General features: G+C 61.6%; 20 protein-coding genes. 6 read left to right on the top strand and 14 right to left on the bottom strand.

What is annotated here, in order from left to right; translation table 11 throughout:
• The first annotated feature begins 13 nt into the window (after nt 1–13).
• Entirely contained in the window at nt 14–1,069 is a 1,056-nt protein-coding gene (locus tag NPS56_RS17160) for a haloacid dehalogenase-like hydrolase (protein ID WP_274075681.1), read from the top strand.
• A 553-nt stretch (nt 1,070–1,622) separates the two neighbouring features.
• Nucleotides 1,623–1,910, top strand: a complete 288-nt coding sequence (locus NPS56_RS17155) for a DUF6124 family protein (RefSeq protein ID WP_274075680.1) — start codon at nt 1,623–1,625, stop codon at nt 1,908–1,910.
• Nucleotides 1,911–1,967: 57 nt separating this feature from the next.
• Here NPS56_RS17155 and ilvD read toward each other — a convergent pair whose 3' ends face one another.
• From ilvD to NPS56_RS17135, 4 genes are all read right to left on the bottom strand, one after another.
• Complete coding sequence (ilvD, locus tag NPS56_RS17150; protein WP_046818369.1) at nt 1,968–3,809, bottom strand: dihydroxy-acid dehydratase; 1,842 nt, start codon at nt 3,807–3,809, stop codon at nt 1,968–1,970.
• A 241-nt stretch (nt 3,810–4,050) separates the two neighbouring features.
• A complete protein-coding gene (locus NPS56_RS17145) occupies nt 4,051–5,259 on the bottom strand; it encodes an MFS transporter (RefSeq protein WP_274075679.1) in 1,209 nt (402 codons plus the stop codon).
• 137 nt (nt 5,260–5,396) lie between these two features.
• Nucleotides 5,397–6,593 carry a class I SAM-dependent rRNA methyltransferase gene (locus NPS56_RS17140; RefSeq protein ID WP_046818366.1) on the bottom strand — a complete coding sequence of 399 codons (1,197 nt, stop codon included), beginning with the start codon at nt 6,591–6,593 and terminating at the stop codon, nt 5,397–5,399.
• Nucleotides 6,594–6,755: 162 nt separating this feature from the next.
• On the bottom strand, nt 6,756–7,295 hold the full coding sequence (locus NPS56_RS17135; RefSeq protein WP_274075678.1) for a type 1 glutamine amidotransferase domain-containing protein: 540 nt from the start codon (nt 7,293–7,295) through the stop codon (nt 6,756–6,758).
• Nucleotides 7,296–7,502: 207 nt separating this feature from the next.
• On the opposite strand from NPS56_RS17135, the gene NPS56_RS17130 reads away from it, so the two are divergent.
• Together NPS56_RS17130 and mutM are read left to right on the top strand one after the other, a co-directional pair.
• Nucleotides 7,503–8,318 (top strand): HDOD domain-containing protein, encoded by an 816-nt coding sequence (locus tag NPS56_RS17130; protein ID WP_274075697.1) that lies wholly within the window; start codon nt 7,503–7,505, stop codon nt 8,316–8,318.
• 42 nt (nt 8,319–8,360) lie between these two features.
• A complete protein-coding gene (gene mutM, locus NPS56_RS17125; RefSeq protein WP_274075677.1) occupies nt 8,361–9,173 on the top strand; it encodes a bifunctional DNA-formamidopyrimidine glycosylase/DNA-(apurinic or apyrimidinic site) lyase in 813 nt (270 codons plus the stop codon).
• Nucleotides 9,174–9,251: 78 nt separating this feature from the next.
• Here the strand turns inward: mutM and NPS56_RS17120 are convergent, their stop codons facing one another.
• The 5 genes from NPS56_RS17120 to NPS56_RS17100 all read right to left on the bottom strand — a co-directional run bounded on the left by NPS56_RS17120 (nt 9,252) and on the right by NPS56_RS17100 (nt 14,041).
• Nucleotides 9,252–9,503: a YfhL family 4Fe-4S dicluster ferredoxin gene (locus tag NPS56_RS17120; protein WP_003195146.1), complete on the bottom strand. Its 252-nt coding sequence runs from the start codon at nt 9,501–9,503 to the stop codon at nt 9,252–9,254.
• A gap of 184 nt (nt 9,504–9,687) precedes the next feature.
• The gene (gene coaD / locus NPS56_RS17115; protein WP_274075676.1) at nt 9,688–10,167 is read right to left on the bottom strand and encodes a pantetheine-phosphate adenylyltransferase; all 480 of its coding nucleotides are present in this window, start codon (nt 10,165–10,167) and stop codon (nt 9,688–9,690) included.
• 115 nt (nt 10,168–10,282) lie between these two features.
• Nucleotides 10,283–11,878, bottom strand: coding sequence for a GMC family oxidoreductase (locus NPS56_RS17110; protein ID WP_274075675.1), 1,596 nt, complete (start codon nt 11,876–11,878; stop codon nt 10,283–10,285).
• Between the two features lie 158 nt (nt 11,879–12,036).
• On the bottom strand, nt 12,037–12,582 hold the full coding sequence (locus NPS56_RS17105) for a twin-arginine translocation pathway signal protein (RefSeq protein WP_274075674.1): 546 nt from the start codon (nt 12,580–12,582) through the stop codon (nt 12,037–12,039).
• Nucleotides 12,583–12,610: 28 nt separating this feature from the next.
• Entirely contained in the window at nt 12,611–14,041 is a 1,431-nt protein-coding gene (locus NPS56_RS17100) for a coniferyl aldehyde dehydrogenase (RefSeq protein ID WP_274075673.1), read from the bottom strand.
• A gap of 147 nt (nt 14,042–14,188) precedes the next feature.
• On the opposite strand from NPS56_RS17100, the gene NPS56_RS17095 reads away from it, so the two are divergent.
• The gene (locus tag NPS56_RS17095) at nt 14,189–14,857 is read left to right on the top strand and encodes a TetR/AcrR family transcriptional regulator (protein ID WP_274075672.1); all 669 of its coding nucleotides are present in this window, start codon (nt 14,189–14,191) and stop codon (nt 14,855–14,857) included.
• A 47-nt stretch (nt 14,858–14,904) separates the two neighbouring features.
• Nucleotides 14,905–15,759, top strand: coding sequence for a sulfurtransferase (locus tag NPS56_RS17090; RefSeq protein ID WP_274075671.1), 855 nt, complete (start codon nt 14,905–14,907; stop codon nt 15,757–15,759).
• A gap of 79 nt (nt 15,760–15,838) precedes the next feature.
• On the opposite strand, the gene NPS56_RS17085 is transcribed toward NPS56_RS17090, so the two are convergent.
• The 5 genes from NPS56_RS17085 to NPS56_RS17065 all read right to left on the bottom strand — a co-directional run bounded on the left by NPS56_RS17085 (nt 15,839) and on the right by NPS56_RS17065 (nt 21,184).
• Nucleotides 15,839–16,666 (bottom strand): AraC family transcriptional regulator, encoded by an 828-nt coding sequence (locus tag NPS56_RS17085; protein ID WP_274075670.1) that lies wholly within the window; start codon nt 16,664–16,666, stop codon nt 15,839–15,841.
• 3 nt (nt 16,667–16,669) lie between these two features.
• Nucleotides 16,670–17,668: a hydrolase gene (locus NPS56_RS17080; protein WP_274075669.1), complete on the bottom strand. Its 999-nt coding sequence runs from the start codon at nt 17,666–17,668 to the stop codon at nt 16,670–16,672.
• Between the two features lie 63 nt (nt 17,669–17,731).
• On the bottom strand, nt 17,732–18,346 hold the full coding sequence (gene rsmD / locus NPS56_RS17075) for a 16S rRNA (guanine(966)-N(2))-methyltransferase RsmD (protein ID WP_274075668.1): 615 nt from the start codon (nt 18,344–18,346) through the stop codon (nt 17,732–17,734).
• Nucleotides 18,346–19,836 (bottom strand): M16 family metallopeptidase, encoded by a 1,491-nt coding sequence (locus NPS56_RS17070; RefSeq protein ID WP_274075667.1) that lies wholly within the window; start codon nt 19,834–19,836, stop codon nt 18,346–18,348. The genes rsmD and NPS56_RS17070 overlap by 1 nt, the downstream gene beginning before the upstream one ends.
• Nucleotides 19,829–21,184, bottom strand: coding sequence for a M16 family metallopeptidase (locus NPS56_RS17065; RefSeq protein WP_274075666.1), 1,356 nt, complete (start codon nt 21,182–21,184; stop codon nt 19,829–19,831). Before NPS56_RS17065 ends, NPS56_RS17070 begins: the two co-directional genes overlap by 8 nt.
• Between the last annotated feature and the right edge of the window lie 320 nt (nt 21,185–21,504).

Below are 21,504 nucleotides of genomic sequence, written 5' to 3'. Positions count from 1 at the left end.
GGGAGAAACGCAGATGAAGTTCGCACCGAAATATCTGGTTGCCGCACTTTGCCTGGGCCTTGCCGGCCAGGTACTCGCCACGGATCTGAAGCACTGGCCAGCCGATCAGGCCAAGGCGCTGGACGCGATGATCGCGGCCAATGCCAACAAGGGTAACTACGCGGTGTTCGACATGGACAACACCAGTTACCGCTACGACCTTGAAGAGTCTTTGTTGCCGTTCATGGAAAACAAGGGCCTGATCACCCGCGACAAGCTCGACCCCTCCCTGAAACTGATGCCGTTCAAGGACACCGCCGACCACAAGGAAAGCCTGTTCAGCTATTACTACCGCCTCTGCGAAGTCGACGACATGGTGTGTTATCCATGGGTCGCGCAAGTGTTCTCCGGCTTTACGCTGCAAGAACTCAAGGGCTATGTCGACGAGATGATGGCGTCCGGCAAACCGGTGCCGGCCACTTATTACGAAGGTGATGTGGTCAAGAAACTCGACGTCAATCCGCCGAAAATCTTCACCGGCCAGCAAGAGCTCTACAACAAACTGATGGAGAACGGCATCGAGGTCTATGTCATGACCGCCGCCTCCGAAGAGCTGGTGCGCATGGTCGCGGCCGATCCGAAGTACGGCTACAACGTCAAACCGCAGAACGTGATCGGCGTGTCGCTGCTGCTCAAGGACACCAAGACCGGTGAGTTGACCACCGCGCGCAAGCAGATCACCGCCGGCAAATATGACGAGAAGGCCAACCTGGGCCTGGAACTGACCCCGTACCTGTGGACCCCGGCGACCTGGATGGCGGGTAAACAAGCGGCAATCCTGACCTACATCGATGAATGGAAAAAACCGGTCCTGGTCGGCGGCGATACCCCCACCAGCGATGGCTACATGCTGTTCCACAGCGTCGACGTGGCCAAGGGCGGCATCCACCTGTGGGTCAACCGCAAGGACAAGTACATGACCCAGATCCAGGGCATGATGGCCAAGAACGCCGCGGCCCAGGCCAAGGAAGGCTTGCCGGTGACCGCAGACAAGAATTGGGTGATCGTTACACCGCAAGAAATCCAGTAAGGGTTTTGATTCACTGTAGGAGCGAGCTTGCTCGCGATGGTCGTTAACGATAACGCGTACTTCCTGGTTTTACGCGGTGTCCTTGCGTTCATCGCGAGCAAGCTCGCTCCTACAGTTTGATCCCTATTGGTCACACATGGCTTGTCCGCTGAAGACCCATTGTGGGAGCGAGTCTGCTCGCGATGAGGTCAGCCGGGGCAATGAAAGCCTCTGCTTGCTCAACTTCTTCCTACTGTCGCAGCCTGCGCGTTCTTGCGTAACGGACTACGACTACTTCAGAATCCGCCGACTTGTGCGCCTTCCTCCCGGACTCTACCGTCTACCTGTCGCTGAACATCAGTGATCGGGTTTGGTAGCCCGGCTGTGTAGGGTGCAAAGCATCATGATTTGCAGACGTTCTTGCGTCTCTGCTTTTTATGGTGGTCATGCACAGGGCGCTTTCGGGCGCGCCGGTTTCCTTACACCCCGGTCTACCAACCTGCGCATGGCCGCCACCTTTCGTTTGGTAGCGAGGGTGATGGCTCCTTGTCTTATGGTGTAAGGAGTTTTATCAATGCTCAAAATTACCCCCGATCCCCCAAATACCGACAACCTGTCCACCCAAATCAACGCCACCCCACGCAAACCCAGCCGAACCTTCATCATCGCCCCCGGCCTCGACACCGAAACCCTCCTGGCCCACGCCTGCGAATCCCTCGCCTCGGCCAATGTCATGGCCAGCGATTTCGCCGCACTGCTGGAAGGCTCTCAACGCAGCACGATGCTGGGGATTGCCCAGGTCATCATGCTGGGCGAGCTGGCGGTTAACCAGGCGCTGGATAACCTCGACCCGCAGGATTAACGCAGGCAAAAAAATACCCCGCACTTGGCGGGGCATTTTTTGTTCGACGCCTAAGCCTTACAGCCCGTCAAGCATCGCCTTGTTACGCACAGCACCCTTGTCGGCACTGGTCGCGAGCAGGGCGTAAGCCTTCAGTGCAGTAGTCACTTTACGTGGACGCACTTCCACCGGTTTCCAGCCTTTCTTGTCCTGCTCGACACGGCGTGCGGCCAGTTCTTCGTCGCTGACCAACAGGTTGATCGAGCGGTTCGGGATGTCGATCAGTACCTTGTCGCCGTCCTGCACCAGGCCAATCGCGCCACCGGCAGCCGCTTCAGGCGAAGCGTGGCCGATGGACAGGCCCGAGGTGCCGCCGGAGAAACGGCCGTCGGTGAGCAGGGCGCAGGCTTTGCCCAGGCCTTTGGATTTCAGGTAGGAAGTCGGGTAGAGCATTTCCTGCATGCCCGGGCCGCCTTTCGGGCCTTCGTAGCGAATGATGACGATGTCGCCTTCCTTCACTTCGTCGGCGAGGATGCCGCGTACGGCGCTGTCCTGGCTTTCGAAGATCTTCGCGTTGCCTTCGAACACGTGGATCGACTCGTCGACGCCGGCGGTTTTCACCACGCAGCCGTCCAGAGCGATGTTGCCGTAGAGAACGGCCAGGCCGCCTTCTTGCGAGTAGGCGTGTTCGACGCTGCGGATGCAGCCGTTTTCACGGTCGTCGTCCAGGGTGTCCCAACGGGTCGACTGGCTGAACGCGGTTTGCGTCGGGATGCCTGCGGGACCTGCCTTGAAGAAGTGGTGCACGGCTTCGTCGGTGGTCTGGGTGATGTCCCACTTGGCGATGGCTTCTTCCATGCTGCGGCTGTGCACGGTCGGCAGCTGGGTGTGCAGCAAGCCGCCACGGGCCAGCGAACCGAGGATGCTGAAGATCCCGCCGGCGCGGTGCACGTCTTCCATGTGGTACTTCTGGATGTTCGGCGCGACCTTGCACAGTTGCGGCACGTGACGGGACAGGCGGTCGATGTCGCGCAGGTCGAAATCGATCTCGGCTTCCTGGGCAGCGGCCAGCAAGTGCAGGATGGTGTTGGTGGAACCGCCCATGGCGATGTCCAGGGTCATGGCGTTCTCGAACGCCTGGAAGTTGGCGATGTTGCGCGGCAACACCGACTCGTCGTTCTCGCCGTAGTAACGCTTGCACAGCTCGACGATGGTGCGCCCGGCCTGCAGGAACAGCTGCTCGCGGTCGCTGTGAGTGGCCAGGGTCGAACCGTTGCCCGGCAATGCCAGGCCCAGGGCCTCGACCAGGCAGTTCATCGAGTTGGCGGTGAACATGCCGGAGCACGAGCCGCAGGTCGGGCAGGCGCTACGCTCGTATTCAGCGACTTTCTCGTCAGAAGCGCTGGAGTCGGCGGCGATCACCATGGCGTCGACCAGGTCGAGACCGTGGCTGGCGAGTTTGGTCTTGCCGGCTTCCATCGGACCGCCGGACACGAAGATCACTGGGATGTTCAGGCGCAGGGACGCCATCAGCATGCCAGGGGTGATCTTGTCGCAGTTGGAGATGCAAACGATGGCGTCGGCGCAGTGGGCGTTGACCATGTATTCGACGGAGTCGGCGATGATCTCGCGGCTCGGCAGCGAGTACAGCATGCCGTCGTGGCCCATGGCGATGCCGTCATCGACGGCGATGGTGTTGAATTCTTTTGCCACACCGCCAGCGCGTTCGATTTCGCGGGCGACCAGTTGGCCCAGGTCTTTCAGGTGCACGTGGCCCGGTACGAACTGGGTGAAGGAGTTGGCAATGGCGATGATCGGCTTTTTGAAGTCGTCATCTTTCATCCCCGTTGCGCGCCACAGTGCGCGGGCGCCGGCCATGTTGCGGCCATGGGTGGATGTTTTCGAGCGGTAATCAGGCATGAAGCACTCCGGGCGGCTAATCAGGTATCAAAAGGGAAGTGAGCTTCTATTGACGTCTGGAACACTCAGAAATGGCCGCGTGTCCGGAAGTTGCCGATAACTTTGCGGGATCGCCGCGCGCTTCAGCTTGAGCTCATAAACCCGCCGGGGATGACTGGCGATGAATGTTCGCGATTCTACACGGCTGGCGGCAGGAGGGAATGGCTGCGAGCGTGCAGACAGCCATCACGAGACGTGCGGCCTACACCGTCGTGGTTATTTTGCTACTGCTCAACGCACGCCGACTGATCAAAGCGTTCAATCCCAGCCCCACCGCGCTCAGGATCAAAAAGCACAAGCCCAGCGCGGTGGTCAGGTGTTCGCTGGCCAGATTGATCACCGCACTGACCAAGCCGCCACACATGAAAATCATCAGGCTGCCGGCCGAGGTCGAGGTGCCGGCGTGTTGCGGGTAGAGACTCATCGCCCTGGAGTTGGCGATGGGCCGGGAAACGGTGGTGCCCGCGGTACAGATCAGCATGGGGATCAGCACAGTGGCCGCCGACAGGCCGAACTGCCAGGCCAGCCACAGCATCACCAGCCCCGACAGGGCGATCAGACCCAGGCCGATGATGATTTGCGTGCCGCCTTCCAGATGGCGATGCAGGATGCTGGCAACAACCCCGCCGATCACATAGGCCGCACCATATAACAGCAGCGCCCAGGCGAACTGGTAGGCGGAAAGGTCCAGGTGCTCCATGAAAATGATCGGTGAGATGATGAGAAAGGAGAAATGGCAGGCGAAGGCGAGGGCGGAAATCAGCCAGTAACCGGTAAAGCGGATGTCCGAAAGGAGCAGCCAATAGGCGCCGAAAAATCGCCGTGGTGCGCGTTCACTGCTGCGGCTTTCCCTAAGCAGGAACCAGGATCTCAACCAGACAATGATCGCCAGGCTGATGAAGACATAAAAACTGCCCTGCCAACCCAGATGCAACTGCAGCCAGGTGCCCATCAGCGGCGAACTGGAGATGAAAATCCCGCCGGCGGTGGTCATCCAGATCCGCAGGCGCTCCAGCTCCCGGCCGGCGAACAAGTCCTGAACCAGCGCCTGAGACAAGGCAAACGACCCGCAGCCCACCGCCTGCACCACGCGAAATACCAGGAACCAGGTGAAATCACTGGCGAACAGACAGCCCGTCGCACCCACTGCCGCCAAGGCTATTCCTCCGAGCAACAGCTTCTTGCGCCCGAACATATCCGACAGCGGCCCGATCAACAAAAGCGAAAACGCCAGGCCGATGGCAAAGAGGCTGACCGACAAGGCGATATCGGTGGGGGTGGTACGAAAGTGCTCGGACAGCGCGGGAAACGAGGGTAGAACCACGTCGAGAGGGAATACGGCGAGGAGCGTCATGGCCATCAACAACAGGATGAACGACGATTTTTCTTTGGCGTGAATGGGGCGATTCATCAAACTTCGCTCTCGATCCGCGAGGGGGGAGGCGAGGATTGATTTGATGAGGGCTGAAGTCAATGCGGGAGAGCGTAGGACAAGTCTGAATCTACTGTAGGAGCAGCCGGTCGACGCTCCTACAGTGGATTGCGGTTTTAGCTGTTTGGCAGCAACCGGCAGGTGATGCTCTTGATGTAACGCGTCTCGGCAATCGCCGGGTGCACCGGATGATCCGGGCCCTGGCCGCCGCGTTCGAGCATCTGGATATTGCGATCCAGGTGGCGGGCGCTGGTCAGCAGGATGTTCTGCAGGTCGTCTTCGGGCAGGTGCATCGAGCACGATGCACTGAACAGGATGCCGTCCTTGGTGAGCAGGCGCATGGCTTGCTCGTTCAGGCGGCGGTAGGCGCCTTCGCCGTTTTTCATGTCTTTCTTGCGTTTGATGAACGCGGGCGGGTCGGCCACGATCACGTCGAAGCGCTCTTCGCTGGCTTTCAGCTCTTTCAGGGCTTCGAAAACGTCGCCTTCGATGCAGGTCATTTTCTCGGCGAAACCGTTCAGTGCGGCGTTGCGCTCGACGCCGTCGAGGGCGAAGGCCGAGGCGTCGACGCAGAACACTTCACTGGCGCCGAACGCGGCCGCTTGCACGCCCCAGCCGCCGATGTAGCTGTACAGGTCGAGTACGCGCTTGCCCTTGGCGTAGGGTGCCAGGCGTGCGCGGTTCATGCGGTGGTCGTAGAACCAGCCGGTTTTCTGGCCCTGGATGACCGGCGCTTCGAATTTCACGCCGTTCTCTTCCAGCGCGACCCACTCCGGCACCAGGCCGAAGACGGTTTCGACGTAGCGGGTGAGGCCTTCGGCGTCACGGGCGGCGGAGTCGTTCTTGAACAGGATGCCGCTTGGCTTGAGCACCTGGGTCAGTGCCGCGATCACGTCGTCTTTGTGGGCTTCCATGGTCGCCGAGGCGATCTGCACCACCAGGATGTCGCCGAAACGGTCGACCACCAGGCCTGGCAGCAGGTCGGAGTCGCCGTAGACCAGGCGATAGAACGGTTTGTCGAACAGCCGCTCGCGCAGGGACAGGGCCACGTTGAGGCGATGCACCAGCAGCGATTTGTCGAGCGGCAGCTTGATGTCGCGCGACAGCAGGCGCGCGCAGATCAGGTTGTTCGGGCTCATGGCGACGATGCCCAGCGGCTTGCCGCCGGCGGCTTCGAGGATCGCCTGGTCGCCGGCCTTGAAACCGTGCAAAGGGGTCGCGGCTACATCGATTTCGTTGCTGTAGACCCACAAATGACCGTTGCGCAGACGGCGGTCGGCGTTGGCTTTGAGGCGCAGGCTAGGCAGGGACATGACGTCGCTCCGGAAAAAAGAGCGGGAGTATAGCGTGTTGAAGCTTGTGGCGGGTTCTATGGGCGATGAAACGCTGATGGCCTCTTCGCGAGCAAGCCCGCTCCCACAGGGGAATACGTTGCCCTGTGGGAGCGAGCTTGCTCGCGATAGCGGTTTTGGGTACTACGCCGACAACAACTGAATCAACTCACGGTTGAACGCCGGAATGTCATCCGGCTGGCGGCTGCTGATCAGTGTTCCGTCGGTGACCACTTCCTTGTCGACCCAGTGGGCGCCGGCATTCACCAGATCGTCCTTGAGCGTCTTGTAGCTGGTCATGGTCTTGCCATTGACCAGCCCGGCCGAAACCAGCAGCCAGCCGCCATGGCAGATGACCGCGATCGGCTTGCCGGCAGAGGTGCCCATCTTGACCAGGTGCTGGGCATCCTGGTCGATGCGGATGGTGTCGGAATTCTGCACGCCGCCCGGCAGGACCACGGCGTCGTATTCTTCGATGCTGGCCGAGCGGAAGGTCCGGTCGACCTTGAAGTCGTCCGCCGGTTTATCGTGGTTCCAGCCTTTGACCTGGCCTTCCTTCGCGGAAAGTATGTCGACCTGGGCGCCGGCCTGCTCCAGCGCTTCTTTCGGCCCGGTCAGTTCGACCTGCTCGAACCCATTGGTCACCAGTATCGCGACGCGTTTGCCATTCAGGGAATTGGACATGAAAAAGCTCCTGACTTGAGAGAATGATTCGCCCGTGAGCGTTACAAAGTCCGAAGCCAGGTCTGGAATGAAAGTTCCGGCGATGTGCTCGCTGGTATGTCGGATCCAATGTCATAAAGGTTAGAATCCGCGCCTGTCCCAGAGTGTGTACTTATGTCCCAAGAGCTGACGCCCGAACAAATCCAGCAATCCCTGCAAGGCATCAGTGTGCCGGCCCAACCGCAGATCATGGTGGATCTGCAGATGGAGCAGTACATGCCCGACCCGGATCTGGAAGTGATCGCGAAGCTGATTTCCCAGGACCCGGGGCTCTCTGGCTCCCTGCTGAAAATCGTCAACTCGCCGTATTACGGCCTGAGCAACAAGATCGCTTCGATCCAGCGCGCGGTGAATCTGCTGGGCAGCCGTTCGATCATCAACCTGATCAACGCGCAGTCGATCAAGGGCGAGATGAACGACGACACCATCGTCACCCTGAACCGGTTCTGGGACACCGCCCAGGACGTGGCGATGACCTGCCTGACCCTGGCCAAGCGCATTGGCGCCCAGGCCGGCGATGAAGCCTATGCCCTGGGGTTGTTCCACGACTGCGGCGTGCCGCTGATGCTGCAGCGGTTCCCCAACTACATGAGCGTGCTGGAACAGGCCTATGCCAACGCCGGTCCCGATTGCCGGGTGGTGGACACCGAGAACCAGGCGTTCAACACCAACCACGCCGTGGTCGGGTACTACACGGCCAAGTCCTGGCGCCTGCCGGATCACGTGTCTGCCGCGATCGCCAATCATCACAATGCCCTGGCGATATTCAGCGATGAGTCATCGCGCAACAGCGCCCTGAAAAACCTGTTGGCGATCCTGAAAATGGCCGAGCATATTTGTGCGTCTTACCGGGTGCTGGGCAACCAGCCCGAAGACCACGAGTGGAACAGCATCGGTCATTTGGTGCTCGATTACGTCGGCCTCTCGGATTACGATTTCGAAACCCTCAAGCAGACGATTCGCGACCTCGGCGCTCACCGCTGAGTGGCGAATCTCTTCTCACCGAGCGCCTGATTCGAGAGCCCCATGCCTGAACTGCCAGAAGTCGAAACCACCCGCCGCGGGATTGCGCCGCACCTGGAAGGCCAGCGCGTCAGCCGGGTGATCGTGCGTGATCGGCGCCTGCGCTGGCCGATTCCCGAAGACCTCGATGTGCGTCTGTCGGGCCAGCGCATCGTGTTGGTGGAGCGGCGCGCCAAGTACCTGTTGATCAATGCCGAGGTCGGCACCTTGATCAGCCATTTGGGCATGTCGGGGAATTTGCGCCTGGTGGAAGCCGGCCTGCCGGCCGCCAAGCATGAGCATGTGGATATCGAGCTGGAATCGGGCCTGGCCTTGCGCTACACCGACCCGCGGCGGTTCGGTGCAATGCTGTGGAGCCTCGATCCGCTCAATCATGAGCTGCTGATTCGCCTGGGGCCGGAGCCGCTGACCGACCTGTTCGACGGCGAGCGGCTGTTCCAGCTGTCCCGCGGGCGCTCGATGGCGGTCAAGCCGTTCATCATGGACAACGCGGTGGTGGTCGGCGTCGGCAATATCTATGCGACCGAAGCATTGTTCGCCGCCGGTATCGACCCGCGTCGCGAAGCCGGGAGCATTTCCCGGGCGCGATACCTGAAGCTGGCGATCGAGATCAAGCGCATTCTGGCAGCCGCCATCGAGCGTGGCGGCACCACGCTGCGCGACTTTATCGGCGGGGATGGGCAGCCGGGCTATTTCCAGCAGGAGCTGTTCGTGTACGGCCGTGGTGCCGAGCACTGCAAGGTCTGTGGTACGCAGTTGCGTGAGGTGAAACTCGGACAGCGCGCCAGCGTGTTTTGCCCGCGCTGTCAGACCTGAAAAGCAAAAGATCGCAGCCTTCGGCAGCTCCTACAGGGGAATGCGATCTCTGTAGGAGCTGCCGCAGGCTGCGATCTTTCAAGCCTTGCCGGTAATCTTGCGGTACTTCTCCATCAACTGCTCTTCAGTCTCCGGATGGGCTTCGTCCAGCGGAATGCAATCCACCGGGCAAACCTGCTGGCACTGCGGTTCGTCGTAGTGGCCGACGCACTGGGTGCACAGGTTCGGGTCGATCACGTAGATTTCTTCGCCCTGGGAAATGGCGGCGTTGGGGCACTCGGGTTCGCAGACGTCGCAGTTGATGCAATCGTCGGTGATGATCAGGGACATGCTAACTCCAGCCGGGGCGGCAGGCCCGGGCGCAATAAATCAATGCGCGTAATTGTGCCGCATTGGTGAGCGCTATGCACGCGGGCGCGACGTTCTGCAGGAGCCGGCTTGCTGGCGATGGCGGTGTGTCAGGGTACACCGCGTTGCATTGATCGCCAGCAAGCCGGCTCCTACAGTCCGGGTATTACTTCTTGAAGCGTTGGGTCAGGGCGTCCGCCACCACCGGGTGCACGAACTTGGTGATATCGCCGCCCAGGGCTGCAATTTCACGGACCAAGGTCGAAGAAATGAACGAATAACGCTCGGACGGGGTAAGAAACAGGCTTTCCACATCCGGGGCCAGCTGGCGGTTCATGTTGGCCAACTGGAACTCGTATTCGAAGTCCGACACGGCGCGCAATCCACGCAGGAACACGTTGGCATTCTGCTCTTTGGCAAAGTGCGCCAGCAGCGTCGAGAAGCCGACGACTTCTACGTTCGGCAGATGTTTGGTGACCTCGCGAGCCAGTTCCACACGCTGTTCCATGGGGAACAACGGGTTTTTCTTCGGGCTGGCGGCGACAGCAATGATCACGTGATCGAACAGGCGCGAGGCGCGTTCGACCAGATCGCCATGGCCCTTGGTAATAGGGTCGAAGGTACCTGGGTACAACACTCGGTTCATCGCGTCGTCCTGGCGGGAGTGCGTTGGGGACTCGGATGGTATCGCAGCCTAACCGGTCGGCCAAGTCGCCTTTTGGGTAAGAACGCACTATAGACGATCAGAATAATCGTATTTTTCATGGGTTTTTTAAACGCTCGGCCAGGGAAGTCGCCAGCTGCGCCGTCAGCCCATAGACCGACAACTGCGGGTTTGCGCCAATACTGGTGGGGAAGAGCGAGCCGTCATGAATCGACAGATTGGCCAGTTGATGATGCCGGCCGAGGCTGTCGGTGACTGCATTTTTCGGCTCTTCGCCCATCGCGCAGCCGCCCATCACATGCGCACTGCCGAGCCGCGTGCGGTACAACTCCAGGCTCAAGCTGTCGATCAAGGTGCGAGCTTCGGCGAGGGTGTTCACATAACGCGCGTCGGCGTGCATCGGCATCACGGCCCTGGCACCGCCAGCAAACTGGATTTCGGCCATGCTGTGGAAGGCCCGGCGCAATCCGTCCCAGGCATAGGCAGACACCTGATAATCGAGCACGGGGGTGTCGTCGCCGCGCAACTGCACAGTGCCGCCCTGGCTGTCGGGGTGAAAACCGTCGCGCAGCAGCGCGAGCATGGCGTGGGTATGCGGCAGATTGGCCATGTGTTGCGCGTTTTCCTGGCCGAAACCGCCCAGCAGCGTGGTCGCCAATGCCGGGTGCAGCGGTGGAACCTCCAGTTTGTAGGCCATTTTGCCGGTGGTGCCGTCCTGCCATTGGAAATGGTCGGAGTAGATCGACTGCGGCGCGCCATAGAAGGGGTTGACCACTTCGTCGAACAACGCGGCGGACATGTTCACCGGGTGCAGGAAGGTGCGCTTGCCCACGCGTTGGTGCGGGTCGGGTGCCCCGGAGCGCAGCAGCAATGCCGGGCTGTTGATCCCGCCGCCCGCCAGCACGTAATGCCGCGCCTTGACCATGATCTTGCGACCGGTGGGCTCGACGCAACGCTCGTCCATTGCCACGCATTGCAGGCCGGTGACCTTGTCACCGCTGATCAGGAGCTTTTCGGCGCGGGCCAGGTAGAGCAGCTCGCCGCCGTTTTCCAGGGTGGCCGGAATGGTCGTGACCATCATCGATTGCTTGGCGTTGGTCGGGCAGCCCATACCGCAATAGCCGAGGTTCCAGCAGCCGCGCACATTGCGTGGGATGACATGCCAGCTATATCCGAGCTTCTCGCAGCCCTTGCGGATCACGTCGTTGTTGGCATTGGGCGGCACCATCCATGGAGCGACGCCCAGGCGCTGTTCCATTTTTTCGAACCAGGGCGCCATTTCAGCGGGGGAGTGGCCCTTCACATTGTGTTCTTTAGCCCAGTGTTCGAGCGTGGGTTCTGGTGTTCGAAAGCTCGAAGTCCAGTTGATCAGCGTAGTGCCGCCCACCGCCCGGCCCTGGAGGATGGTGATCGCGCCATCCTTGCTCATGCGGCCGATGCCTTCCTGATAGAGGCTGGCGTAGGCCTGGTCTTCGAGCAGTTTGAAGTCGCTGCTGGTCTTGAGCGGGCCTTCCTCGATCAGCAGCACCTTGTAACCGGCGGTGCTGAGGATTTCGGCCGTGGTCCCGCCGCCGGCACCGCTGCCGATGATCGCCACATCCGCTTCGAGGGTCAGGTCCTGGGTCAATTGGGCGCCGTTGTGGGTTTTCCAGCCACGGGCCATGCCTTCGCGGAACGGGTCGGGTACGGGCATCTTAATGTTCTCTAATTGTTATGGTTTGGATGCGGTGGTGAGGCGGCTGACGCCATCGCGGGCAAGCCCGGCTCCCACAGGGGTTGAGTCGTTTACAAAAGGTGAGACACATCGAAAACCTGTGGGAGCGGGCTTGCTCGCGAAGGGGGCGACCCGGTTCAAACCGTCGGTGGCCCCGGATACCCGCAATGCGCCCACGATTCCTTGCGCCCATACCAGGCCATCATCACCAGTTGCACCAATGAACTGTGGCCCATGCGCAGCAGGCTCAACGAGCTGTTTTCCCAGCGATCGAGGAAGTGCCGTATATCCTCGGCAGCGGCGTTTTCCCAACTGCCCCAGATCCCGGTCAGCGGTCCGCGGGTGACGGCCATGCCCAGCACGTCGAACAATTGTCGGGTGAGCTTGAGCATTTCCGGCGATAGGTGATCGAGGTTGTAATCGAGGCTTTTCAGGGTGCCCTCGACGGCGCCGGGCATCTGCTGGGCAGCCACGGCGCCTTCAAGCAGCACCGGGACAAGGGCGCGCAGAAACGCCAGGTCGCCACTGCGCAGTGCCGCGAAACCACTGGCAGGCGAACTCGATGAGCAGCCACTCAGACTGGCCCCCAACCCGGCAGTGGCAAGAAAGGCGCTGGCGCCGAGGCTGAATTTGAGCAGGCCGCGCCGTGACAGCGCGGGGGTATCGGACAGGCTTGGGTGCATTCTTGTTATTACCCGAGGGTGACCATCGTTAGCGGATAAACAGCTTCTGGATCAGTTTCTGAATGGATTTGCCGTAGGGCGGGTAGATCAGCTTCGCCGCGTTGAAGCGTTGCTTGACCAGCACACCCTTGGCCTTGCTGAAGGTCAGGAAACCTTCGTGGCCGTGGTAGTGGCCCATGCCTGAAGCGCCGATGCCGCCGAACGGCATGTCATCCTGGGCCACGTGCAGCAGGGTGTCGTTGAGGCATACACCGCCGGAGTGGGTCTCGTTGAGCACGCGGTTCTGTTCGCGCTTGTCGTAGCCGAAGTAGTACAGCGCCAGTGGGCGAGGGCGCTGGTTGATGTAGGCAAACGCCTGGTCCAGATGCTTGTACGGCACGATCGGCAACAGCGGGCCGAAGATCTCGTCCTGCATCACCGTCATGTCGTCGCTGACGTTGAGCAGCAGGCTATGCCCCATGCGCCGGCCCTGGCCTTGATCGAACAACGGGATCAGTTGCGCACCTTTGTCGGTGGCGTCGCTGACGTAGCCGTTGAGTCGCGCCAGTTGTCGGTCATTGATGATCGCGGTGTAGTCCGGGTTGTCGGCGAGGGTCGGATAAAAGCCGCGGACCGCCTGCCGGTAGGCCTCCACGAAAGCGTCGACGCGATCTTCCGGCACCAGCACGTAATCCGGGGCCACGCAGGTCTGGCCGGCATTGAGGGTCTTGCCGAACGCGATGCGTTCGGCGGCATCCTTGAGCGGTACGTCCTTGGAAACGATGGCCGGGGACTTGCCGCCCAGCTCCAGCGTGACCGGCGTCAGGTTTTCCGCCGCCGCACGCATCACGTGCTTGCCGATGCTGGTGGCGCCAGTGAACAGCAGGTGATCGAAAGGCAGGCGCGAAAACGCCACGCCGATATCGGCTTCGCCCAGCACCACGCACACCAGGTCTTCGGGGAAGATCCGCGCGAACAATGCCTTGAGCAGCAAGCCGGTGGCCGGGGTCGATTCGCTGAGCTTGAGCATCACCCGGTTACCCGCCGACAACGCACCGACCAAGGGCCCGATGGCCAGGTACAGCGGATAGTTCCACGGCACGATCACCCCGACCACACCCAGTGGCTGGTAGACCACCTTCGCCGAGGCCGGCTGAAAGGCGACACCGACCTTGCGCCGCGACTCGCGCATCCAGCCCTTGAGGTGGCGGCTGGCGTAATGGATGCCGTGCAGGCTGGGCATCAGTTCGGCGAGCAGGGTTTCATCGGCGCTGCGGTGGCTGAAATCCTGGCTGATCGCATCGATCAGGGCCTGACGTTCGGTGTTCAGCAAATCCCGTAGTGCCTTGAGCCATTGCTGGCGCTGGGCCGCGGGTGGCATCGGGTTGCCGGCATAGGCCGCGCGCTGTGCGTCGAACAGGGCCTGGAGCTCGTCCAGAGGCTGCTGGAGATTTTGCAGGTAGGAAATGTCAGCAGTCATGGTCGGCTCCGGATTTATTGTAATGAGGGCATTTTTAGAGTCTATACTCTAAAAAGTCAAATGCTCTCCTCGGCATCGCTTTGTTTTATCCGCTGGCGGATAGGCCGTAAGATGCCCCTCACCGCACTCTGAATTTAAGCTCAAGCCATGGCCCCACGGATCAAAACCAGCGAGCGCATCGTGCAGAACAGCCTGGAGCTGTTCAACCAGCAGGGCGAGCGCAGCATCAGCACCAACCACATCGCCGCCCATATGGAAATTTCTCCGGGCAACCTGTACTACCACTTCCCTAACAAGCAGGCGATCATCGCCGTGCTGTTCAGTGAGTATGAGAGCCTGGTGGACAGTTTCCTGCGTCCACCACATGGGCGCGCTGCCACGGTGGAAGACAAGCGCTTCTACCTCAAGGAGCTGTTGTCGGCCATGTGGCGCTACCGGTTCCTGCACAGGGACCTGGAGCACCTGCTCGACAGTGACCCGGAACTGGCCGCCCGCTACCGGCGTTTTTCCCAGCGCTGCGTGATTCAGGGCGCTGCCATCTACGAAGGTTTTGTCGCCGCCGGCATCCTCAAGATGGATCGGGTACAGATCGAGTCCCTGACGATCAATGCCTGGATCATCCTCACCTCCTGGGTACGTTTTTTGTGCACCACGCGGGAAAACTCCAGCCACCTCAGCGAGCAGGCCATCAAGCGCGGCGTCTACCAGGTGCTGGTGCTGGAGGCCGGGTTCGTCACGGACCAGGCGCGTGATGCGGTCGCTGCGCTGTTTGAAGAGTTTTACGTGCCGCTGGCCCAGGCGCTGGAAGAAGTATGAAATAAAGCCTGCCGCACGATCGAAATCGCCCATCACAGGAGCCCGTTATGCCCATTGCGCAACTGATCAGCCCGCAAGCACTGGACCTGAAAAAGGACCAGCCGGGGTTGGTGATTCTGGATTGTCGTTTTGCCCTCGAAGACCTGGATTATGGCCAGCGCAGCTATGCGCAAGGGCACATCGGCGGGTCGGCTTTTGCCGATCTTGAGCGTGATCTGAGTGGAAAAGTGGTCAAGGGTGTGACCGGGCGTCATCCATTGCCCGAGCCGGCGGACCTGATCGAGCGCCTGCAAGCCTGGGGCATCAACGCCGACAGCGAAGTGGTCTTGTACGACGATGGCCCGGGTGCTTTCGCGGCGCGGGCCTGGTGGCTGCTGGCCTGGCTGGGCAAGCGTGACGGGGTGTTCATCCTCGATGGCGGCCTCAAGGCCTGGCACGCGGCGGGGCTGCCCCTGAGCCTCGATCCTGCGTCGAACAGCCGTGGCACCTTTACCGGGAAACCGGACAACGCGTTGGTCCTCAGCGCCGAGCAGTTGCACAAGCGTCTGGCCCGACCCGAACTGACCCTGCTCGATGCCCGCGCCTTGCCGCGCTTCAAGGGCGAAGTCGAACCGATCGATCCGATTGCCGGGCACATTCCCGGTGCGCAATGTGCGGCCTTCACCGACAACCTGGGCAGCGACGGGCGGTTCCTGCCAGCCGACCAGCTCAAGCAGCGTTTTGCCGCGAAGCTGGGTGATCGCTCGCCGGCCGATCTGGTGGCGTACTGCGGGTCCGGCGTGACGGCGTGCCATAACCTGTTCGCGTTGTGCCTGGCGGGTTATCCGTTGGCGGCGCTGTATGCCGGGTCGTGGAGCGAGTGGATCAATGATCCTGCTCGCGGGATCGCCACTGGCGAATGAAGATCAAAAGATCGCAGCCTGCGGCAGCTCCTACATGGGTTTGCGTCGACCTGTAGGAGCTGCCGCAGGCTGCGATCTTTTAAAGGCGCGCGTTGCGATACGCCCCAGGCCCCACCCCATACACCTGCTTGAACTGCCGACTCAGATGACTCTGGTCGGCGAACCCCAGTTGCGTCGCCACTTCCAGGGGCAAGCAACCACCCTGCAATAACCCCCGCGCCCTAGCGATGCGCTGTTGCATCAGCCAGGTGTGCGGCGGCATGCCGGTGGCGCGGCGGAACACCCGGGCGAAGTGGAAGGGCGACAGGTTCACCGCCGCTGCCAGTTCTTCAAGCGAGGGCGGCGCCGCCAATTGCGCGTGCAGCAGGTCCTTGGCCAATGTCACCGCCCGGTGTTCCTTGCCCGGTTTGCCAGCATCAGGAACCGCTGCGTGACGCTGCAGCAGTGACAGCACCAGTTCTCGCCAAGCCGTCTGTTGTTGCAGTGCGGTGGCCGGGCTTTCCAGCAAGCGATGCAATTGGCAGAAGCCATTCACCAGGTCCAGATCGCGGTACAAGGTGGCGCCGAACGCCGGCAGATGGTGGGTGGGCAATTCGAGTTCGGCCAGCAGCGACAGCATCTGCCCGCTGTCCGGATAAAACGCCCGGTACAACCAGCCGTCTTCCGTGCCCTTGTGGCCTGTGTGCAGTTCATCGGGGTTGATCAGCACCAGGGTGCCGCTGCCTGCCAGGTGTTCGGCGCCGCGATAACGGTAACGCTGGGCGCCGGCCATGATCATGCCGATCACATAGCCGTCATGTACATGGGGGGCGAAGCGCTGCTCGATGTAGCGGGCCGACAACAGCTCGATCCCGGCCAACGGCGCCGTTTGCCAGAAGTGAATGGATTCGCCCTGCGCAATGCCCATGGCCTACTCGCGACCCATGCTGGCCAGCCACTGCGGGATACGCCGTTCCAGGTAGTACCCCGGTTGGCGGAACGAGCCATCGACGAACCCGACGTGCCCGCCCCGGGCCTGCAATTCGAATTGCGTGCAAGCCGACAACTCGTCGGCTTGCGGCAGGCTATGGGGGAATACGAAGGGGTCATCGGCGGCCTGGATGATCAGGGTTGGCGTACAGATCTCGCCGAGGAAGTAGCGGCTCGAGGCGCGGCGATAATAATCCTCGGCGTCAGTGAAACCATTGAGCGGTGCGGTTACCCGGCCATCGAAATCCCAGAACGTGCGCATGTTTTCCAGGGAGCCCAGCGCAGCGAGGGCCGCGAGGCCGTCCTCGCGTCCGTCGTGCTGGAACTGGCGTTGCTTGTTCTTGATGTAGGCCAGCATCTCGCGCATGAAGTGCGCCTGATAGACCTTGGAGAAACCCTGGCCGATGCGGTCGGCGCACTGGTCCAGGCGAAACGGCACCGACACCGCCACCGCACCGCGTACGCCGCTGGCACTGCCGGTTTCGCCCAGGTGCTTGAGCAGCACATTGCCACCCAGGGAATACCCGACGGCATACAGCGGCGCGAGCGGACGCTTGGCCCGCAGGTGCCTGATGGTTTCGGCCAGGTCTTCACTGGCGCCGGAATGGTAGCTACGCGGCAACAGATTGGGTTCGCCGGAGCAGCCGCGCCAGTTCAGGGCGACACTGGCCCAGCCTTGGTCACCCAGGGCTTTTTGTATTCCGGCGACGTAAGGCGAATTCGACGAACCGGTCAGCCCGTGCAACACCAGCACCAAAGGCGCATCGACACTGTGCGGGCCATGCCAGTCGAGGTCGAGGAAGTCGCCATCTTCGAGCCACAGGCGCTCACGTTCACGTTCGAGGTGGGTGGTTTTGCGCCACAGCGGACCCCACAAGGTCTGCAAGTGCGGATTGCCGAGGCCGAAGGCCGGGGTGAAGCGATCTGGCGGATGGGACACGATTCGTCTCGATGCAGTGGCGCCCGCCTGCATTGAGGCGCGCGCCTTGTTCAGGCCGGTCGATTAACCGGCGATCTCTGCCATACGTTGCCATAACGAATAATAGACCCGCCCGGATTTTTGCTCCCGGTGCAGGCGCCAGTTGCCTGGCAGGCCGAGGGTCGACGGCGCGCTTTCGCTTTCGGTGTACACCCAGGCATCTTCGGCCAGCCACTGGCGCTCTTCGAGCAGCGCGCAGACGGCGGGCAGCAGGTTCTGGTTGAACGGCGGGTCGAGGAAGACCAGGTCGTAGGCGACCGCTGGCTGGGTTTCCAGATAGCGCAGGGCGTCGGCGGTCTGGACCTGGCCGGTGGTGCAGCGCAGCGTACCCAGATGCTCCTTGAGGCTGGACACCGCAAGGCTGCTGGCATCCAGCGCCTGGCCCATGGCGGCGCCGCGGGACAGGGCTTCGAGAAACAGCGCGCCGCTGCCGGTGAACGGATCGAGCACCTTGGCGCCCGGGACGTAGGGTGCAAGCCAGTTGAACAGGGTTTCACGCACCCGGTCCGGCGTCGGGCGCAGGCCCGGCGCGTCAGGGAAGCTCAGTTTGCGGCTGCGCCATTCGCCGCCGATGATGCGCAGCTGGTTCACGCCGTTATGGACGTTGTGGACAGGTTTTTTTGGGCGAGAGGTGGCCATTAATGCTCCGGAACCCCGAGCGGCTGCTCGGCGGGTTTATCAGTTGGGGCCGGTAACGGCTTTTGCGGCACGGTCGGGCCAGCGCTGACGATGACCAGTTTATCCGTGCTCAGGTGTTTGTTCATGGCCGCCTTGACCTGCTCGACGGTCAGGTTCTGCGACTGCTGCATGAAGTCTTCCAGGTGACTGAGCGGCAAGTTGTAGAAGCCGATCGCGCCCAGCTGGCCGACGATATCGGCGTTGCTGGCGGTGGACAGCGGGAAGCTGCCGGCCAGTTCGCGCTTGGCGTCGTCGAGTTCTTTTTCGGTCGGGCCGGTCTTGAGGTAGTCGGCGAGCACATCCTGCACCAGTTTCAGGGTGCCTTCGCTCATTTCGGCGCGAGTCTGCAGGTTGATCATGAACGGACCGCGTGCCTGCATCGGGCTGAAACCCGAGTACACACCATACGCCAGGCCACGTTTTTCGCGTACTTCGCTCATCAATCGGGTACCGAAACCGCCACCGCCGAGGATCTGGTTGCCCATGGACAGGGCCGCGAAATCCGGATCGTCACGGTCGATGCCCAGTTGCGCGAGCATCAGGTTGGTCTGCTTGGACGGGAACTCGATGTGGCCGATGCTGGCCTTGGGTTCGGCGGGTTGCTCGATCTTCGGCAGGGCCGGACCTTTGGGCAGGGCGGCGCTGACCTGCGCGGCAATGGCTTCGGCTTCGGCGCGGGACAGGTCGCCGACCAGCGCGATCACCACGTTGCCCGCGGCATAGGCTTTCTGGTGGAACGCGCGCAATTGCGCGAGGGTGACGGCCGGAACGGTTTGCGCCGTACCATCGCTGGCGTGCGCGTAGGGATGATCGCCGTACAAGCGGTTCATCAGTTCAAGGCTGGCGAGTTTGCCGGGGTTCTGTTTCTGGTATTCGAAGCCCGCGAGCATCTGGTTCTTGATGCGGGTAAACGAGTCGGCGGGGAAGGTCGGTTTGCCGACGACTTCGGCGAACAGCTTCAGCGCCGGTTCACGCTTGTCTGCAGCACTGAGGCTGCGCAGGGAGGCAACCGCCATGTCCTTGTAGGCGCCGTTGCCGAAATCGGCCCCCAGCCCTTCAAAACCCTGGGCGATGACGCTGACATCCTTGCCGGCCACGCCTTCGTTGAGCATGGCATTGGTCAGCAGCGCCAGGCCTGGTGCGTCGCCGTCCTGGCTGCTGCCGGCGGCAAAGATCAGGCGCATGTCGAACATCGGCAGTTCGCGGGCTTCAACGAACAGCACCTTGGCGCCTTCGGCGGTGTTCCAGGTTTGCACGTCGAGCTTGCGGTGGCTCGGCGCCTTGCCGTTGAGCTCGGTCAGCGATTGCAGCTTCTGGCTGGCCTTGGCCTTGTCCAGCGCCTCGCTGGCATTGGTCTGGTCGGTCTTGGAAAAATAGAACGCGGCCGACCCGATCAGGGCGACGGCGATCAGGCCGAACAGGGCCAGGCGCGGTTTTTTACGCTCACTCATGAGTCGTCTCCTCTGGCAGTACATGGGCGACGCTGAGACGTTCGCGGGTGAAATACAGCTTGGCGGCGTTCTGGATATCTTGCGGAGTCACGCTTTCCAGGTCGGCGAGCTCGCTGTCCATCAGTTTCCACGACAGGCCGACGGTTTCCAGCTGGCCGATGGCCGTGGCCTGGCTGGTGATGGAATCACGCTCGTAGACCAGCCCGGCGATGACCTGGGCCCGTACGCGTTCCAGTTCTTCGCTGGTCGGCGCGGTGGTCTTCAGTTGCTCAAGCAGCTTCCACAAACCGGCTTCGGCCTGGGCGATGGTCTTTTTCTTCTGGCTGTTGGGGGTGGCCGACAGGGTGAACAGGCTGTCGCCACGGGTATAGGCGTCGTAGCTCGACGAACCGCCGGACAGCAGTTCTTCACCGCGCTCCAGTTGAGTCGGGATGCGTCCGCTGTAGCCGCCATCGAGCAGCGCCGAGATCAGGCGCAAGGCGTTGACCAGGCGTTTGTCTTCGGCGGTCGCGATGCTCGGTACGTTGAAGGCCAGCATCAGGCTGGGTAATTGGGTCTTCACGTGCAGGGTGATCTGGCGTTCGCCGGGCTCGGCCAGCTCCAGCGGAATCTTCGCCGCCGGCACCTCGCGTTTGGCGATCGGGCCGAAGTAGCGCTGGGCCAGGGTCTTGACCTCGTCCGGCGTCACGTCGCCGACCACCACCAGCGTGGCGTTGTTCGGCACGTACCAGGATTGGTACCAGTGTCGCAGCTCTTCGACTTTCATCCGGTCCAGGTCCGCCATCCAGCCAATGGTCGGCGTGTGATAGCCGCTGGCCGGATAGGCCATGGCCTTGAAGCGCTCGTAGGCCTTGGACATGGGCTTGTCGTCGGTGCGCAGGCGCCGTTCTTCTTTAATGACTTCGATTTCCCGGGCGAACTCGTCGGGCGGCAGGCGCAGGCTGGCCATGCGGTCGGCTTCAAGTTCGAAGGCCACGCCCAGGCGGTCGCGGGCCAGGACCTGGTAGTACGCAGTGAAGTCGTCGCTGGTGAAGGCGTTCTCTTCGGCACCGAGGTCGCGCAGGATCAGCGACGCTTCGCCGGGGCCGACTTTCTCGCTGCCCTTGAACATCATGTGTTCCAGGGCATGGGACAGGCCGGTCTGACCTGGCGTCTCGTAGCTGGAGCCAACCTTGTACCAGACCTGGGAAACCACCACCGGTGCGCGATGGTCTTCGCGCACGACGACCTTCAAGCCGTTGTCGAGGGTGAATTCGTGGGTCGGTTGCGGGTCGGCCGCCAGGGCCGAAAGGGGCAGGCAAACTGTGCTGAGCAGCAGGCCTGCGGCGCGGCGGGCTAGAGCATTCATTCGTTTTTAAACCTTTGGGGCTGCCCGCATGGTCTTAGCGTCAGCGGGCGAGAGGGTGCTAGGATACTGATCCGTTTTACTGGCGGCCACGCCTATCAGGCCTTTGCGTTTGATCAGGTTGTTTGGGTTTGCGGCAAAAGGCTGTGGTTTATCAACTAGACTCTGCTTTTTCGCCGATTTTTCCGCATCTGTCCTTAGTGAAATCGTTTTTGTAAGGTGCCGTTGGCACCTCGACAAAATGTTGCGCGTGAACAAGCTGGGTCAATCGCAGTCTGTTCTGCATCGAATTTTTATTTGCCGGGGCGCCCGTTGGCGCGTCG

The sequence above is a fragment of the Pseudomonas putida genome (assembly GCF_028682635.1).
GTDB classification, from domain to species: domain Bacteria; phylum Pseudomonadota; class Gammaproteobacteria; order Pseudomonadales; family Pseudomonadaceae; genus Aquipseudomonas; species Aquipseudomonas putida_AE.
The sequence above is the reverse complement of the archived record's forward strand: the minus strand, read 5'-3'. Positions and strand labels throughout refer to the sequence as shown.

Excerpts from the sequence above, each read along its gene's own strand:
- NPS56_RS17160 (WP_274075681.1), top strand. The coding sequence starts at position 14 with ATGAAGTTCGCACCGAAATATCTGGTTGCCGCACTTTGCCTGGGCCTT.
- NPS56_RS17155 (WP_274075680.1), top strand. The coding sequence starts at position 1,623 with ATGCTCAAAATTACCCCCGATCCCCCAAATACCGACAACCTGTCCACC.
- ilvD (WP_046818369.1), bottom strand. The coding sequence starts at position 3,809 with ATGCCTGATTACCGCTCGAAAACATCCACCCATGGCCGCAACATGGCC.
- NPS56_RS17145 (WP_274075679.1), bottom strand. The coding sequence starts at position 5,259 with ATGAATCGCCCCATTCACGCCAAAGAAAAATCGTCGTTCATCCTGTTG.
- NPS56_RS17140 (WP_046818366.1), bottom strand. The coding sequence starts at position 6,593 with ATGTCCCTGCCTAGCCTGCGCCTCAAAGCCAACGCCGACCGCCGTCTG.
- NPS56_RS17135 (WP_274075678.1), bottom strand. The coding sequence starts at position 7,295 with ATGTCCAATTCCCTGAATGGCAAACGCGTCGCGATACTGGTGACCAAT.
- mutM (WP_274075677.1), top strand. The coding sequence starts at position 8,361 with ATGCCTGAACTGCCAGAAGTCGAAACCACCCGCCGCGGGATTGCGCCG.
- NPS56_RS17120 (WP_003195146.1), bottom strand. The coding sequence starts at position 9,503 with ATGTCCCTGATCATCACCGACGATTGCATCAACTGCGACGTCTGCGAA.
- coaD (WP_274075676.1), bottom strand. The coding sequence starts at position 10,167 with ATGAACCGAGTGTTGTACCCAGGTACCTTCGACCCTATTACCAAGGGC.
- NPS56_RS17110 (WP_274075675.1), bottom strand. The coding sequence starts at position 11,878 with ATGCCCGTACCCGACCCGTTCCGCGAAGGCATGGCCCGTGGCTGGAAA.
- NPS56_RS17105 (WP_274075674.1), bottom strand. The coding sequence starts at position 12,582 with ATGCACCCAAGCCTGTCCGATACCCCCGCGCTGTCACGGCGCGGCCTG.
- NPS56_RS17100 (WP_274075673.1), bottom strand. The coding sequence starts at position 14,041 with ATGACTGCTGACATTTCCTACCTGCAAAATCTCCAGCAGCCTCTGGAC.
- NPS56_RS17095 (WP_274075672.1), top strand. The coding sequence starts at position 14,189 with ATGGCCCCACGGATCAAAACCAGCGAGCGCATCGTGCAGAACAGCCTG.
- NPS56_RS17090 (WP_274075671.1), top strand. The coding sequence starts at position 14,905 with ATGCCCATTGCGCAACTGATCAGCCCGCAAGCACTGGACCTGAAAAAG.
- NPS56_RS17085 (WP_274075670.1), bottom strand. The coding sequence starts at position 16,666 with ATGGGCATTGCGCAGGGCGAATCCATTCACTTCTGGCAAACGGCGCCG.
- rsmD (WP_274075668.1), bottom strand. The coding sequence starts at position 18,346 with ATGGCCACCTCTCGCCCAAAAAAACCTGTCCACAACGTCCATAACGGC.
- NPS56_RS17070 (WP_274075667.1), bottom strand. The coding sequence starts at position 19,836 with ATGAGTGAGCGTAAAAAACCGCGCCTGGCCCTGTTCGGCCTGATCGCC.
- NPS56_RS17065 (WP_274075666.1), bottom strand. The coding sequence starts at position 21,184 with ATGAATGCTCTAGCCCGCCGCGCCGCAGGCCTGCTGCTCAGCACAGTT.